This window comes from Nocardia coffeae (genome assembly GCF_019890715.1).
GTDB lineage: Bacteria > Actinomycetota > Actinomycetes > Mycobacteriales > Mycobacteriaceae > Nocardia > Nocardia jiangxiensis.
On the sequence record NZ_JAINZY010000008.1, the window covers coordinates 423643 to 439849 of the forward strand.

Annotated in this window: 13 protein-coding genes and 1 pseudogene; 7 read left to right on the top strand and 7 right to left on the bottom strand. The window is 66.5% G+C overall.

Annotated features, from left to right (window positions below):
• Positions 1 to 37 precede the first annotated feature (37 nt).
• The 4 genes from K7711_RS49035 to K7711_RS28365 all read left to right on the top strand — a co-directional run bounded on the left by K7711_RS49035 (position 38) and on the right by K7711_RS28365 (position 6866).
• Positions 38 to 2653: a P-type ATPase actuator domain-containing protein gene (locus K7711_RS49035; RefSeq protein WP_308014983.1), complete on the top strand. Its 2616-nt coding sequence runs from the start codon at positions 38 to 40 to the stop codon at positions 2651 to 2653.
• On the top strand, positions 2629 to 4503 hold the full coding sequence (locus K7711_RS28355) for a cation-translocating P-type ATPase (RefSeq protein ID WP_504740760.1): 1875 nt from the start codon (positions 2629 to 2631) through the stop codon (positions 4501 to 4503). The genes K7711_RS49035 and K7711_RS28355 overlap by 25 nt, the downstream gene beginning before the upstream one ends.
• A gap of 178 nt (positions 4504 to 4681) precedes the next feature.
• Positions 4682 to 4882, top strand: coding sequence for a hypothetical protein (locus K7711_RS28360; protein WP_222972494.1), 201 nt, complete (start codon positions 4682 to 4684; stop codon positions 4880 to 4882).
• Between the two features lie 31 nt (positions 4883 to 4913).
• Positions 4914 to 6866 (top strand): aconitate hydratase, encoded by a 1953-nt coding sequence (locus tag K7711_RS28365; protein ID WP_222972495.1) that lies wholly within the window; start codon positions 4914 to 4916, stop codon positions 6864 to 6866.
• Between the two features lie 75 nt (positions 6867 to 6941).
• Here K7711_RS28365 and K7711_RS48560 read toward each other — a convergent pair whose 3' ends face one another.
• From K7711_RS48560 to K7711_RS28375, 3 genes are all read right to left on the bottom strand, one after another.
• Complete coding sequence (locus K7711_RS48560) at positions 6942 to 7073, bottom strand: hypothetical protein (protein ID WP_268929477.1); 132 nt, start codon at positions 7071 to 7073, stop codon at positions 6942 to 6944.
• Positions 7074 to 7270: 197 nt separating this feature from the next.
• Positions 7271 to 7693 (bottom strand): CBS domain-containing protein, encoded by a 423-nt coding sequence (locus K7711_RS28370; protein WP_222972496.1) that lies wholly within the window; start codon positions 7691 to 7693, stop codon positions 7271 to 7273.
• A gap of 283 nt (positions 7694 to 7976) precedes the next feature.
• Complete coding sequence (locus tag K7711_RS28375; protein WP_222972497.1) at positions 7977 to 8558, bottom strand: hemerythrin domain-containing protein; 582 nt, start codon at positions 8556 to 8558, stop codon at positions 7977 to 7979.
• Positions 8559 to 8879: 321 nt separating this feature from the next.
• On the opposite strand from K7711_RS28375, the gene K7711_RS28380 reads away from it, so the two are divergent.
• Together K7711_RS28380 and K7711_RS28385 are read left to right on the top strand one after the other, a co-directional pair.
• Positions 8880 to 10952, top strand: coding sequence for a catalase (locus tag K7711_RS28380; RefSeq protein WP_222972547.1), 2073 nt, complete (start codon positions 8880 to 8882; stop codon positions 10950 to 10952).
• A 26-nt stretch (positions 10953 to 10978) separates the two neighbouring features.
• On the top strand, positions 10979 to 11491 hold the full coding sequence (locus K7711_RS28385) for a flavin reductase family protein (protein WP_222972498.1): 513 nt from the start codon (positions 10979 to 10981) through the stop codon (positions 11489 to 11491).
• Positions 11492 to 12968: 1477 nt separating this feature from the next.
• Here the strand turns inward: K7711_RS28385 and K7711_RS28390 are convergent.
• Entirely contained in the window at positions 12969 to 13280 is a 312-nt protein-coding gene (locus tag K7711_RS28390) for a LysE family translocator (protein WP_222972499.1), read from the bottom strand.
• A gap of 166 nt (positions 13281 to 13446) precedes the next feature.
• The gene (gene mbp1, locus K7711_RS28395) at positions 13447 to 13692 is read right to left on the bottom strand and encodes a microaggregate-binding protein 1 (protein WP_222972500.1); all 246 of its coding nucleotides are present in this window, start codon (positions 13690 to 13692) and stop codon (positions 13447 to 13449) included.
• Between the two features lie 501 nt (positions 13693 to 14193).
• Here mbp1 and K7711_RS28400 point away from each other — a divergent pair.
• On the top strand, positions 14194 to 15012 hold the full coding sequence (locus K7711_RS28400) for a SigB/SigF/SigG family RNA polymerase sigma factor (protein ID WP_222972501.1): 819 nt from the start codon (positions 14194 to 14196) through the stop codon (positions 15010 to 15012).
• Positions 15013 to 15389: 377 nt separating this feature from the next.
• On the opposite strand, the gene K7711_RS28405 is transcribed toward K7711_RS28400, so the two are convergent.
• Together K7711_RS28405 and K7711_RS28410 are read right to left on the bottom strand one after the other, a co-directional pair.
• On the bottom strand, positions 15390 to 15956 hold the full coding sequence (locus tag K7711_RS28405) for a hemerythrin domain-containing protein (RefSeq protein ID WP_222972502.1): 567 nt from the start codon (positions 15954 to 15956) through the stop codon (positions 15390 to 15392).
• Between the two features lie 35 nt (positions 15957 to 15991).
• Positions 15992 to 16207 (bottom strand): annotated as a pseudogene (locus K7711_RS28410) (thiamine pyrophosphate-requiring protein); the annotation flags it as partial.

A 16207-nucleotide genomic window follows, 5' to 3' on the forward strand; every position in this document is an offset into this window, starting at 1 on the left:
CCGGGTAGTCGTTCGGCGCGAGCCAGCGCTTACGGAGGTGAATGATGTGATCGGCGGACTTCTCGGAACGGCCTCCCGCGCGGTCTCCTCCGGATTGTTCCTGGCGAACGGAACCGCGAAGTTACCGGTGCGGATCGCCGAGGTAGGGGTCCATGAGGTGCGCAGGCGGGTGCCGGCGATTCCGCTGGCGCAGCTGCGCCGCGAACTGGGCACCCTGGCCGATCCGCAGTTGCACCGCGATCGCCGCGTCGCGGAAGTGGGGAGGCGGGTGCTGATCGAGGTTCGCGGACTCGCCGACACACACGGCGCACAGGTAGCCGAGGCGCTGCGCGGGCGGCTGCGGCAGTCCGATGACATCCGAGACTGGCGCGTCAACGCAGCAACCGGCCACGTGGTGATCGCCCTCGAGCAGGATGCCGCACCCGAAGACGCGATAGCGGCGGTCGCGGAGGCCGAGCGCAACGCCGGTGTCGACGAACTCGACTGGGATCCCGCCGCAACGCACCCGGCCGATCTCGAGCCTGCCATCTCGGCGGCGATCTCCCTGGCCGCCGACCTGACCGGAGTTGCTCTCACGACCATCGGCGCGGTACTGCCACGGCATCACGGTCCTCTCGAATTCCTTTCCGCCGCAGCCGGTGTGATGGACACTCAGCCACGCATCCGCACGCTGCTGGAGTCGGGCATCGGTCGAGCTCGCACGGATCTGATACTCAGCGCGGTCGGCGCCGTCGGGCAGATCTCGGGCGAGGATCCCGGCAGCCTCCTTGCCGACGCGGCGTTGCGAACCCTGTTGCTGGCCGAGGCAGGCGCCCGGCATCTGGGCTGGCGGCGCTGGGCCGCGGAGTTCGCCGAAGAGCAGATCACCGAACCCCTGCCCGACGATTCTCGTCCCGCCGAAATTCCGGGAGGCCCGGTCGAACGCAGCGCCGACGAGTCGACGACTGGAGCCCTCGCGGGCGTCATCACCACGGTGGCCGGGCGCGGCATCGGCGATCTGGCGGGCGCTGTGGCACTTGGTGCACCCAGGGCCGCGCGAACGAGCCGGGAAAGCTTCGCCGCGGTCGCCTCCTTGATCATGTCGATCTCCGGCGTCCTCACCATGGACCCGACGGCGTGGCGACGATTCGATCGGCTCGACACGCTCGTCATCGATGCGGAAATACTGGCCGGAGATCGAGAGATCGTGCTGGATGCCCTGACCGAGGACGATGACTGGTCGCACGATCGGGTATGGCGTACCGGACAACACCTGCTGTCCACCGGGGCAACCGAGGCCACGACGGACCCGTCCCGGCGGGAACTGCGGCCGGTCGACCGGAATACGCCGCACGGCCCGGCATGGCGGCAGCTCCGAACGGACGGACGTGACGTCGGACAGGTGCTGGTCGGTCGCGAGCTCGACCCGAGAACCCCGGGGCTGGTCGATGCCGCGCGACGCGCCGGTCTGCACATCGTGCTGATCGGCGCCGACCACGACGACCACGCTCGTTCTCTCGCAGACGAATTCGTCCCGGACCAGCAATCGGCGCACTGTGCGGTGCAGCGACTCCAGCAGGCGGGACATGTGGTCGCGATGGCCTCGACCCGCGCGCACCGGGCGCTGGCCGACGCGGATATCGGGATCGGGCTGATCGGCGCCGACGCCGCGGGCGCACGACACGTACCGTGGAGTGCGGACCTGCTCTGTCGTGACCCTGTCCAGGTCCAACGGCTGCTGACCATGGTGGCGCCGGCGAGGCGCGCCAGCGAACGCGGGCGGGTGCTGGCGTTGTCCGCCGGTGCGTTGGCCGGACTCCTGCTGGCCATCGCTCCCGGCCGGAGCACCCGCTGGCCGGTGACCGCCGCGCAGTTCGGCGGCCTGTTCTCCGGCTCCGCATCGGCCTGGCGGATCGGACGCGATCATCCGGACGTCACGGCTGCACCGCTGTTGCCTTGGCACGCAACGGATTTCCGTGACGTACTGGAACTGCTTCCCGATCCCGGACCACCGCCGAACCCGCCCGCCCACACCGGATTCGGTCGGGCACGCCGGGCGCTGAGTCCGGTCATGCACTTTGGCGGCACTGTGCGACAAGAGCTCGCCGACCCGCTCACGCCGGTCCTGGGCGTCGGAGCGGCAGCGTCGGCCATTCTCGGCTCTCCCGCCGACGCCCTACTCGTCGGATCGGTAGTGGCCGCCAACGCCACGGCTTCGGCATTGCAGCGACAGCGCGCGGAGTCCTCCCTTCGTCGCCTGCTACAGTCGGAAATAGTTGTCGGACATCGTGTTCCGCGATCCGCAGTGGACGCTCCGGCAGCCGAGACCGCTGCGGACACGGTCCAGGCGGACCACCTGCAGGTGGGTGAGGTGATCATGCTGAGCGCCGGTGACGTCGTCCCTGCGGACGGGCGACTGGTGCACGTCGAGGACCTCGAAATCGACGAGTCCGCCCTGACCGGCGAGTCGGTCACCGTGGACAAATATCCGGCCGCGACCCCAGGGCCGATCTGGCGGAACGGTCCGGAATGGTTTTCGAGGGGAGCACCGTCGTCAACGGCTACGCTCTGGCGGTCGTGGTCGCCACCGGCGCCGACACCGAGGCCCAGCGTGCGGCGACCGCCGCGGTCCCGCCCGCGCTCAGCGGCGTGCAGGCACAGCTTCGACAGCTGACCGAGCACGCGCTTCCCCTCACCATCGCGGGTGGGTCCGCGGTCACCGCACTGTCCTGGTTGCGCAGCCGCCGCCTCCGCGAAGCCATCGCCGGAGGCGTCGCGGTCGCGACGGCTGCTGTGCCGGAAGGACTTCCGCTTGTGGCGACCGTGGCTCAGCTGGCCGCGGCGCGTCGCCTGACCCGTCGCGGCGTGCTGGTACGCGCGAGCCGCACCGTGGAAGCACTGGGCCGGGTCGACACGATCTGCTTCGACAAGACCGGCACCCTGACGCACGGCCGCTTGGAGCTGTCCGCGGTGGCCGACCTGGTCGAGCAGTGGTCGCCGGATGCGGACGACCCCCGCTCCCGGTATCTGCTACGCGAAGCGGCCAGGGCTTGCCCGGACCCGGACGGCCCCGTCGTGCACGCCACCGATCGAGCGGTGCTGGACGCAGCGCGGGAATATGCATCGGGACATGACGCTTGGTCGGCGGTCGAGGAGATCCCGTTCGAGTCCGATCGCGGCTACGCCGCCACCCTCGGCCGGTCCGCGCATCGCATGCGACTGGTGGTGAAGGGTGCGCCGGAGGTGGTGTTGTCCCGTTGCACCCGCCTGCGTCGCACGAGCGGGCATGCGGAGCCTACCGACGTCCCGCTCACCGACGCGGATCGCCGACGCGCCGACCAGGTGGTGGAACGGCTCGCCGACCAAGGGCTGCGGGTGTTGGTGGTGGCACGGCGCGAATTGCGCAGCAAGCCCGACGATGTCGAGGGCGCGGTCGAGCAACTGACCCTGGTGGGATTCGTCGGCCTGGCCGACACCCCGCGCCCGCAGTCCCGTCCGGTGGTGGATGCCCTGCACGAGAACGACATCAGCGTCCGCATCATCACCGGAGACCATCCCGTGACCGCCGCGGCGATCGCCCGTCAGCTCGGCATCGATACCGAAACCGTCACCACCGGAACCGATCTCGACAAGCTCGACGAGAACGCACGGGCCGCGCTGATCGAGCGCAGCACCGTGTTCGCCCGCGTAGGGCCCCGGCAGAAGGTTCAGATCGTCGCCGCGCTGCAGCAGGCGGGCCGCGTCGTCGCGATGGCCGGGGACGGCGGCAACGATGCCGCGGCCATCCGGACCGCCGACATCGGAATCGGCATCGCCGCCCGCGGATCCACCGCCGCGCGCAACGCCGCGGATCTGGTGCTCACCGACCCCGATCCGCTGGCACTGCTGGCAGCGCTGAGCGAGGGACGCGGAATGTGGCAGCGGATCAGCGACGCGGTCGGCGTACTGGTCGGCGGCAATGCCGGTGAGGTCGCCTTCACGGTGCTCGGCACCGCGCTGTCCGGACGAGCCCCCTTGGGTACCCGGCAATTCCTGCTGGTCAACATGCTCACCGATATGTTCCCGGCGATGGCGGTCGCGCTGTCGCCCCATGGCGCGTCCGAAGCGACCGCCGCCGACGACGACTCGATGCGCGCGGAAGATCTGGCTTCCGAACTCGCCGACCGCCCACCGACGGACCTCGGCGGGGGCCTGCTGCGGGCCATCGCCGTCCGCGCCGGGGCCACCACGCTCGGCGCGACCGCCGCGTGGACCATCGGCCGCTACACCGGCACCGCCAGACGCGCATCCACCATCGGGCTGGTCGCGTTGATCGGCACCCAGCTCGGCCAGACGCTGCTGGCCGGACACCGCAGCCCCCTGGTCTGGGCGACGACGGCCGCCAGCGGCGCGGTCCTGTTCGCGGTCGTCATGACCCCCGGCGTGTGCACATATTTCGGCTGCCGCCCGCTGGGCCCGGTGGGCTGGACGATCGCCGGAACCTCCTCGGCCCTGGCCACCGGAGCGGGCGCCCTGATGCGTTGATCGCCGCAACTCTCGTATCACGGCTGGTCGAAAACATTTCCGCGCATCACCGACATTTCTCATCAGCATCCATACACATAGAGCCCGCGACGCCGGGTAGTGCGTGATTGTGGCAATCGCAGCCACGGGCGCGGCATCGGTTGCCGAGTCGCATTCCGACCGTGAAGGAGGTTCCGCGATGGCGAACCAGAACAATCCCGGTCAGTTCGGGAACCGTTCGGACACAAAGGAACAGGCCCGCCGCGGCGGCCGCGCGAGCACCGGGAGTTTCGGCCGCCGCAATGCCGCCGACCCACACGAGGCCGGTCGCAAGGGCGCCCGGGCGCAACCCGCCGAAGCCAAATCCAGGGGTGGCCGGCACAGCCACGGTGCCCGCTGACAACACACCCGGGAAGGGAGCTGTGGTCATCATGGGCGTCACACTCGCGCACAAGCTGATCGGATCGCACCTGGTGTCCGGTGAGATGACACCGGGTGCGGAGATCGCGATCCGCATCGATCAAACGTTGACCCAGGACGCCACGGGCACACTGGTGATGCAGGAGTTGGAGGCCCTGGACCTCGATCGGGCACGCACCGAGCTCAGCGTGCAGTACGTCGATCACAATCTGCTGCAGACCGATGCGAAGAACGCCGAGGACCACGAATATCTGCGCACTGCCGCACAGCGGTTCGGTCTGTGGTTCTCCAAACCGGGCAACGGAGTGTCGCATCCGACCCACATGCAGCGGTTCGGCGTGCCGGGAAAGACCATGGCGGGCTCGGACTCCCACACGCCCGCCGCCGGTGCACTGGGAATGCTCGCGATCGGCGTGGGCGGGCTGGAAGTGGCGCTGGCGATTTCGGGTCACCCACTGCGGCTGCGGATGCCTCGCGTGTGGGGCGTGCGGTTGGAAGGTGAACTTCCACAATGGTGTTCGGCCAAGGATGTGATCCTCGAAATGCTGCGACGGCACGGGGTGCGCGGCGGAGTCGGCACGATCATCGAGTACCACGGGCCGGGGCTGGCCGGACTGTCGGCGATGGATCGGCACGTCATCGCGAACATGGGCGCCGAACTGGGCGCGACCACAACGGTATTTCCCAGCGATCAGGCCGTACGGGAATTCCTGCGCGCGGAGAACCGCGCCCAGGACTGGACCGAACTGGCCGCCGACGACGACGCCGAGTACGACCTGCGGGAGACCATCGATCTGGCCGGTCTGGAACCTCTCATCGCCCGCCCCAGCTCGCCCGGCGACGTGGTGCCGGTACGTGAAGTCGCGGGCGAACCGATCGCGCAGGTGGTGATCGGGTCCAGCGCCAATCCGGGACTGCGGGATTTCGCCATCGCCGCGGCGATGGTGGCCGGCCGCCAGAGCGTGCCGCAGGTCAGTTTCGATGTGAATCCGACCTCGCGGGAGATCCTGTCCGATCTCATGGCGATGGGAGCCACCACCGACCTGGTCGCGGGTGGAGCGCGGATCCACCAGGCCGGATGCATGGGATGCATCGGGATGGGGCAGGCCCCGGCTACGGGTGCCAACTCGCTGCGCACCATGCCGCGCAACTTTCCCGGACGCTCGGGCACCGACGAGGATGCGGTCTGGCTGTGCTCACCCGAGACCGCGGCCGCCTCGGCCCTGACCGGCGTCATCACCGACCCGCGGGAGTGGGCTCGGGCCGAACACATCGACTATCCGGAACTTGCTCTGCCGCAACATCATTCGGTCAACACAGCGATGCTGGTCGCCCCGCCGGATCCCGAGACCGCGCGCAGGGTGCAGCCGGTCAAGGGACCTAATATCTCCAGCCTGCCCGAGTCCGCGGAGTTGCCCGACCGAGTGCGTGCACCGGTGCTGCTGAAGGTCGGCGACGACGTGTCCACCGACGAGATCTCCCCGGCCGGGGCGCGCGCCCTGCCGTTCCGTTCCAATATCCCCGAGCTGGCGAAGTTCACCTTCACTCGGATCGATGCGTCGTATCCGCAACGGGCACAACAGATCACCGATTCGGGCCATATCGTCGTCGGCGGCCGGAACTACGGGCAGAGCTCCTCCCGGGAGCATGCCGCGATCGCGCCGCGCTATCTGGGCCTGCGGGCTGTGATCGCGGTGTCCTTCGCCCGCATCCACTGGCAGAACCTGGCCAACTTCGGTGTCCTGGCACTCGAATTCGACGATCCGGCCGACTACGACACCATCGACCGGGACGACGAACTCCTCCTCGAGGACCTGCGTAACACCCTGCCCGTCCGGGACACACTGGAGGTGCGCAACGTGACGAAGGGGCGTTCGTTCCGCGTCCGTCATCGTCTGTCGGCGCGTCAGGTGGGCGATGTGCTGGCCGGTGGGCTGATCCCGCGGCTGGCCCAGTCCGGGTGACGGTCCGTGCGCAAACACCGGCCGCCCCACCGGGCTCACTCCGGGGACAGGCGGGTGGGACTACTGCATGAAAGGTCAGTCATCGAGTACCTCCGGCGGCAATGTTCGTCGTTCGAACCACCAGACCGCGGCCACCGTCGACCATCCCGCACCGGCCGCGATGACCACGCTGGCGACCAGAACGGCACCGACTGTCACCAATAGCATCGAAACCTCATCCGACTCGAAAGTCCCGTTCCAACTCGGTCAGCAGTACAGCGACACGATTCCCGCCGTCGACAGGCTCGACCTCCGCATACGCGACAGGCGCACGACGGATGGCTCGCACGCGCATCGCCGAACGGCTACCCTCGCCCTCGATTCGGGCAACGACCGTGCCGCGAGTGATCTTTTGCATGACGTCCCTAACGTTCCGATTCGGAGATGGCTGATGCCACCAGACGGGCCTGTTCGTTCCCGACTCTGCGCGCAATGTCCGCTTGCGTGATGACTCCGACCAGCGCCTTACCGTCGAGCACCAGCACGCGCCGAACCCGATGCAGGGTCATCGCCCGCAGCACGGTGGTCACATCGTCGTCCGCATCCACCACGACCGGCATGCCCTCGACCAGCTCGCCCGCCTGCACTGCGGACGGATCATGTTGTGCAGCAACAACTTTCACGACGATATCACGGTCGGTCAGCATACCTTTCAGCTTGCCGTTCTCACCGCAGATGGGCAAGGAACCGACACCGATCTCGGCCAATGTGCGGGCCGCCTCCAACACCGTGTCGCCGGGGCGCATACAGCGCACGCCAGCGGTCATGACCTCTCTCGCGGTAGCCATGGATACCGTCCTCCATCGCTCAGCAGTTCATTGACATCCGGCGCTTACCCAGGCCCGGGCCTGCTAATCAGGACCGCCCCACCGAGTACACGCCGGACTTCCATCGCTCATGGGACGTCTCACCCGACGTCGCCGCTTGATACCGGCAGCACAGGTGCGATCGATGAATGCGACCTCAACTCCCTCCGCCCATGTCTCCCCAGTTGAAATTGTCACCGCCACAGGGAATTTCACTGAGCCCAAGTCAGCCGCTGCGCAGACCCGGCGGCGCGCGGCTCCGGCCTCAGATCCACGGCCCCGATGGCTGGCGATTGCGGCGCACGGTGACCAGATCACGGACCCTGTCCAGGACGGCGACAGTCATTCCGCCGGCCTTTTGCACTGCTGGGTGAGCCGGAGCCTTCGGATGCGGGCGCGTCGGGGCGAGCCTCTTGGCCGCGACCATCTTCTCCCCGACCGCCTCGAGTTGCTGGGTCGAACAGAACTCCCGCAGTAGCGGCCAGACACGGGTCTGTTCGAAATTGATGTGCTCACGCGCCGCCGGAATGAACGTCGCCAGTGCCTCCTCGAATTCCGGACTGCCGATGGGCCCGTTCTCCAGTCGCTGCAGCAGGTACTTACCCGCCTTCTCCTGATCGATCGCGTGATCGGCCAGCACGTCACCGTCGGGCACCATCTTGCGGACCAGGGGCCAGAAGTACTGCTCCTCCACCGCCTCGTGTCCGGATTCGGCGACGACCAGACTGGTCACCAGCTCGGCCTGGGCGGATTGCTCGGTCTCCCCCAGACCGCGACCGCGTTCGAGCGATCTCAGAATGCGCAGCACCACGTTGTGGTCCGCGAGCAGCACAGTCAACACATCCATTCAGAGAATTCCTTTCGGCCTTGTCGTGCGGCGTCCAGCGACTACCCGGCCCGAAGCCCGAAAAACACATCCGAAACCTGTTTCTGCTACGTCGCGGCGGGCATGCGCCGATCGTCGATACCGCACATCCGCGACCGTATGTGACCACCGATGACCTGCGGCGACCGTCGGCTGCCGAGGATCCTGGCGCGCAACTGCTTCTGTTTGCCTGTGCGGTACGAACATCGTCTCGATCCTGCGGTGCACTGTTTACCGGCACGGTGCGCGGGTACCGGCGCAATACCCGAACGGTTCGACGCAGACTCGACAGGAGACCAGGGTATGACCGACGGAAATGCAGGTCGACCAGGCAATGGCGGAGAAACCCACCAGCAGGCATCCGGAGACGACGTACGACTCACCACACAACAGGGTGTCGTGGTCGGCGACGACCAGAACACCCTGCGCGCCGGAGAGCGCGGCCCGGCGCTGCTGGAGGATTTCCACTTCCGCGAGAAGATCTTTCATTTCGACCATGAGCGCATACCTGAACGCGTGGTACACGCTCGCGGTTACGGGGCGCACGGCTACTTCGAGAACTACGAGCCGCTGCAGGACCTGACCGTCGCGGATCCGTTCCGCGAAGCCGGACGCCGCACCGAGGTCTTCGTTCGGTTCTCGACGGTCGCCGGGAACAAGGGCTCGTCCGACCTGGCCCGCGACGTCCGCGGGTTCGCGGTGAAAATGTATACCGCGGAAGGTAACTGGGATCTGGTCGGCAACAACATCCCGGTCTTCTTCATCCAGGACGCCATCAAATTCCCGGACATGGTCCATGCCGCCAAACAGGAACCCGACCGAGGCTTCCCGCAGGCCCAGACCGCGCACGACAACTTCTGGGATTTCGTCTCGCTGACCCCCGAATCGACCCACATGCTGCTGTGGATCATGTCCGACCGCGCGATCCCGCGCTCGTTCCGCTTCATGGAGGGGTTCGGCGTGCACACCTTCCGGCTGGTCGACGCCGAGGGACGCTCGACCTTCGTCAAATTCCACTGGAAGCCGAAACAGGGCATGCAGTCGGTGGTGTGGAACGAGGCATTGAAGATCAACGGCGCCGACCCCGACTTCCATCGCCGCGATCTGTGGGACGCGATCGAATCGGGCGACTTCCCCGAATGGGAACTCGGCATGCAGCTGTTCGACGAGGACTTCGCCGACCGGTTCGAATTCGACATCCTCGATCCGACGAAAATCATTCCCGAGGAACAAGTTCCGGTGCGCCCGGTCGGCAGGCTCGTACTGAACCGGGTGGTGGACAACTTCTTCGCCGAGACCGAGCAGGTCGCCTTCTGCACCCAGAACATCATCCCGGGTATCGACTTCACCGACGACCCGCTGCTGCAGGGCAGGAATTTCTCGTACCTGGACACCCAGCTCAAACGTCTGGGCAGCCCGAACTTCACCCACCTGCCGGTAAACGCGCCCAAATGCCCGTTCGCGACATTCCAGCAGGACGGCCACATGGCGACGGTCAACCCCACGAACCGGGTCAACTACGAACCCAATTCGTGGCCGTCGGATGCCAAGGGGCCGCGCGAAGATCCCGACCGGGGATTCCGGACCGATCCCGAAACGGTCTCTGGACCCAAACGCCGGTTGCGCTCGGAAAGCTTCGCCGACCACTACAGCCAGGCCCGCCAATTCTTCGCGAGCCAGACCCCCGTCGAACAACAGCACATCATCGACGGATTCGTCTTCGAACTGAGCAAATGCGACCGCGTCGAGATCCGCGCGCGCGTCGTGTCCGCACTGCGCAATGTCGACGAGGATCTGGCCGCGGCGGTCTCCGAAGATCTCGGACTCGCCGAACTGCCCGAACCCGCGCCCGCGGCACGTGCACCACGCACCGACCTGCCCGAATCGCCCGCGCTGAGCATTCTGCGCAACGGCCCGAAATCGTTCGCGGGCCGCAAGATCGGCGTACTGGTCACCGACGGCGTGGACGCGAAGCTGCTGGCCGAGCTGCGTGCGGCCATTCGCGCCGAGCACGCGACCATCGAGATCATCGCCCCGAAGGTCGGCGGCGTCATCGCGGACAACGGTGAGCACATCGAGGCGGACCAGAAGATCGATGGCGCGCCCTCGGTGCTCTACGACGCCGTGGCCGTACTCGCCACCGATCACACCGCCACACAACTCGCGACGCTGCCTGCCGCCCGCGATTTCATCAGCGACGCATACGCGCACTGCAAATTCGTCGCACATCGTGACGCCGAGCCGCTGTTCGCCGCTGCCGGCCTGCATGAGAAGCTCGATACAGGCTTCGTCGACCTTTCCGTGCCGGGCAGCTCGGCCACGGACTTCGTCGATCGATGCCGCGAGGTCCGGCTCTGGTCCCGGTTCGCCGGGTAACCCGTGCGCCCCGCGGGGCTGAGAGGATGCCTGTGGAGCAGCGCGATGTGCACAACGAGGCGGCCTTCGACGTGATCATCGCGACGGCCGACTACCCGGTGATCATCGTGACGACGGCAGCAGGGCAGGAGCGGGCGGGATGCCTGGTCGGTTTCGCCGGCCAAGTATCCATCGAGCCTCGCAGGTTCCTGGTCGGGTTATCCCACAGCAACCACACCTGCGCCGTGGCGCAGCGGGCTCAACACCTGGCGGTGCATCTGCCGGACCGCGACAATCCGGCTCTGGCCGAGCTGTTCGGTTCCGAGACCGGTTCCACCATAGACAAATTCGCACATTGCGACTGGCACACCGGCCCGCACGCGCTGCCGATCCTGACCGCTTCCGAGGCATGGTTCACCGGACCGATTCTGCAACGCCACGACTTCGGCGATCATATGGGAATCCTGCTCGGACTCAGCGCGGCGAGCGCGCCGAACCGCGCGCTCGCCGCCTCGAGATACAGCGACGTCGCCGACGTGCCACCTGGTCACCCACAATGAACACCGAGTGCCGCCCGCGCAGCTACACTTCCGCTCCCCGAGAAGCCCGGAATTCTGATTGATTCGCCAGAATTCGTTAACCGCAACACAACTCGCAGGCCGTAGCCAAAGACCGCAACGCCGAACGAGCCCGGAACGCAAGACAATGCCGATTCGCGAGTGCGCCGCCCTCTCGTCGAGCAACAGAGGCGGGCAGTGCCATCCACAGCCACAACGTCATGTTCGGTCGGAGGCGAGGCTGGCGCGACAGTCCCCCGCCATAGTTCGACACCCTTCTGGCGCAGCCATTCCCGGACATCGTTCTGGATCCGTCCGCCCTCGCCGGTGCGGGCCAGAATGGCCACCCAAGGATCGGAAGTCTCGGTCACCCACAGCAGTCCGGGTCTACTGATCTGCCGCATTAGGCGCTCGACCGAAGCGGCTAGCACGATCAACGTGCTTCCAGGCTCAGGACTCGGCGCCCATAGAGTCCCGATGGTCGAGAACTCTTGCGAGACAGGGAATCGCGGATGCGGTCCAATATCGTGGCTTCGAATATTGCGTATCCGTCACTCGACACGAACCAGAATCGAGGTGGCGCGGCTTACGCCCGGGGGATGGTGCTGGCTGGACCGGCGGGAGACCGCCCGGCGCTGCCCGGTGCTTTCTGGCCGGGGTTTGGTGGCATCGTCGTTGGCCGGGCGCCTTCCTGTCCATTCAGCGGGATCGGCGTCTCGACGTTGACCCGGCGGCGCGGCGCTCCGGTTCGTGCCGAGCGTGAGCCAGTCGCGAACGACGCTGGTGCGAACCGCACGCGTGTGCGCGACCACGGGGTGCTGACCACCGCGGCCCGTTCGGGGGCGCCCCATTCGCACACCCACAATCCGCCGAGCACCAGAACCCGTGGAGACCGGCCATCTGCCAAGGCCACAGTGACCGGCTCACCGATGTATTCACCCCACACCACCCACCAGCTCGACCGGGAACCAGCAGCGGGCGATCCCGAAACCCCGACGGCCATCTCGCCGTGACCGGACCACTGCCGCCACAGCAGTTCGTCGTGCGCCGCTTCGGTTCTCGGCCCGCTCTGGCCTGGATGCCGGACTCGGAAACACCGATCAGCGGCCCGCCACTGCAGTTGCAAGCCCGACAGTGGCAACACCGTTTTCTCGATAGCTGGAGCGTTCGTGTTGGTCGGCACCCCGGAACCTTTCTCTGAGAACCCGCCCGCTGCGCGGCTCAACCGGGTGTTACCCACCAGATACTTGCCAAACCGTGACCATCGCGACGAGATCCGCGCATCGGTTGGGTGAGCCCGACCGGTGCCGGGCGAGTCGGCGCTGACGTGACACCAGACGCGGACCGCGAGGGCGAGGTTCCCGGTGCCCACCGGGCCGCGCTGAAGCTTCGGACCGCGAGCCGTTGAGCCGAAACCGCTGCGCGAGCTCGTAGTTCGTGGCGGCGACCTCGGCCCGCAGATCCATCACGTGGTGATCATTCACTCTCGTGCGAATGCAAGCCAGCCCGCTAGCGCGACCATCGTGACTCCGGTGGCGCGATCGAGCAGGCGCAACGTGCGCGCCGTCACATCGAACGACGTGAGGACTCCACCCAGCCCTGCGTACACCATAGCCGCGAGGAACTCCACGGTGACGTACGCAATTCCCAGGGTGATCAGCTGCAGGGGCACAGCTCCCGCTGCACGATCGAGGAACTGGGGTAAGAATGCGGCGAACAGCAACAGCGCCTTGGGATTTGTCATGGCGACCACGAACTCTTGCCGGGCGAGCTCCCGGCGAGTTCGCCGCACCGATGTGGGGTCGTGTTGCCGTTCTGCCGCGAGCGCTGGTAGGGGCTCGGCTCCGGTAGATCATGCGGCACCCGGGGACCATGCCAACATCAGCCCGGGCGCAAACACAATAGATTGCCCGGCTCCCTTGCCGGGCAATCTTTTCCGCTCATGCTGCCGTCGAGGATCAGTTCTGCTGATGGGCACGCTGTCGCTTTTCAGCAGCTTCTGCGCGGGCACGCTCCTTCTCGGCCTCGGCCTCCTTCTTGGCGGCCTCACGCTGAGAATCTGCACGGTCCTGCTGGCTTCGCCCCTCCTTACGAAGCTCGTCCTTGCCCAGAACGGCCCCGGCGGCTTCTTTCGCCTTCCCCTTGACCCCTTCGGCCGCACCTTCGAAACCCTCTTGAATACCGCTCTTCTCGTGCTCAGACAATTCATTCACCTCCAAACATCGGAATCCGTGACCTTGTGCGCTTACCCGGCGCCGCACCACCGAAACGGGTCCCCACACCGGCGAGACTGCCGTCCGCAGAGAAGTGCGGTCGCAGTGCCAGTTCACGAGATCGCCGGGCCACAAACGATCGTCGGCGGGCCATCGAGAGGAGTGTGTGACCGGTGGCGGGCGCGTATCCGCGGCGATGCTGATCGATGTATCGACGCCGCTGTTTCTCCGCACTTCCCGCAGCAAGTGAGCCCGGATCGGGGCAGCAAGAGGATCAGAGCACCTCGAGGTTGGTGGCCGACCTCTCGAACGAAGGTGGTGTGGTGGGCCACCACGATCGATTATCTTTTCGTCTGGCGGATCGGGCGGTTCGTTTTCTGTACTGACCGGGCCGCGGGGCTCGACAATACTGAAACTGCGCGGCCTTCTGACGTTGCGGCGTTCAAGCTCAGAGCGCCGACTCGCAGTGAATTCGGCCGCACGGAGCATCCGATGACCTCCACTCTCACTGCCCAGTCCACGCCTGTGTCGCGGTCCAACCGGGGCAACGACACCTATGACCACATCGAGCCCTGGCTCGAGAAGATGGCTGCACTGCGCCGCGACGATCCCGAACGCGCCCGGCTACGTGAACAGATCATCGATCTGTGCCTGCCCCTCGCCGAGCACATCACCCGCCGCTACTCCCGGCGCGGGGAAAACTACGAGGACTTGTACCAGGTGGCCGCACTCGGGGTCGTGCTCGCAGTAGACCGGTTCGACCCGGACAAGGGCGTGTCGTTTCTGGCCTTCGCCGTCCCCACGATCATGGGCGAAGTACGCCGCCATTTCCGCGACCGCACCTGGATGGTGCGCGTTCCACGCCCCACCAAAGAGTTGCAGGCCGCCATCGGGCCGGCCACCGAACGACTGGCCCACCGACTTCACCGCATGCCCAATGCCTCGGAACTGGCCGCCGAACTCGACGTCGACCGCATCGAGGTCACCCAAGCACTGCTGGCCGCCAACGCCTACAACGCCGACACCATCGACAGTTCCCCCGATGACACCGGCCGCGAGCCCACAGCCGCACACATGGCCAAGGCTCTCGGCGGCGAGGACACCGGGTACCAACTCACCGAGGACGCCCTCGCAATCGCCCCGCTACTGCGTGAACTCCCGTCCCGTGAACGCGAGGTGTTACACCTGCGATTCTTCGAAAACCGGACCCAAACTCAAATCGCCGAGCAGATCGGCGTATCCCAGATGCAAGTCTCGCGCATCCTCTCGGCAACTCTCACCACACTGCGCAACCGGGCACTCCGAGAGTGAGCCGACGACACCCGGAGGACACGACGACCTATCACAGTTCGACGCTCACGCGACAACAGCGACGTTGAGACTCCGCGGGCGGGGAATCCCGCCTGGGCGCCACACTCCCCCCAGGGCCATTCCCCGATCGGTCGGTGTCTCCGGGCTGCCCCGCTCCGCGCCACATCGCCAGACCGCGTGAAAGGGTCGAGCTGTGCATTTTCTAGGTCGAAAGCCCTTGCGGCGAAACGTAATCGGCTTCGATGTCCAGCCATCTCGAGGCAGGATAATGCGATCAATGCGGCGTGGTGACCGTGGCCTGCCAGCCGCCACGCCCACGACCCACCACGAGATCGCCTCCACGACTACCCGATACGGCTCACTGAAACCCGGGGTATTCATCCGTCGCCGTCCTCGCGCCGATTACGAATGGCATCGCGGACCCGATCGAAGATGGCGAGAGGCGGTCCCACGAGCACGTTCGCCAGCGGGGACTCCCCCGCATGCGGGTGCACGCGGGTGGGTGCCACCGATTCGGCGAACCGCACCGTGTCGGCCATTCGCTGCAGCTGGGTTTCGGAGAACTGCTTGCGCAGCATGGTGAATTCTTCGGCCTCCTCGTGGGCGGCGTGGTCGGCGACCGCTGCGGCGAAACGGGCGAATCTCGCCGCGAACTCCGGGTGGTCGACACCCATGTCGTACAGGTCCGCGAGGTACTGCTTGGCCCGATTCTCCTCGGTCAGGCGGGTTTTCACCATGTCCTCGACACCGAAGGCGGCACGCTTGGCTGTTGGGTGGACCACCTCCTCCTCGGCGCTCTCGTGCACGGCGAGCAGTCGCACCAGTTCGTTGAACAGCTGTTGTTTGTCGTCGTGATCGGCGCGGATCTGCCCGATCAATGTCGAGATCTGCTCGTGCTGGGTCGTCAGCACATCGACGACGTCCTGATCGGTCTGATCGTTCATGTCGCGCTCCCTCGCTGGCTGTGCAAGTGGGTATCTCAGCTATTACCGCTCGGAACGAATTCCTGCGCTTTGGTTTTCACTCCCTGGGTCATCATGTGCCAGGCGTTCGGATCGCCCCGCAGGATCGATTCGACGGTCTCCTTCATCTGCTCCCAGGTCGCGTGCGGCGGGATGGGTGGCATCTCAGGGTCACAGCGCACGTCCAAGACGATGGGGCCATCAGCGTGCAGCGCCTGGTCCCAGGCGCCGGC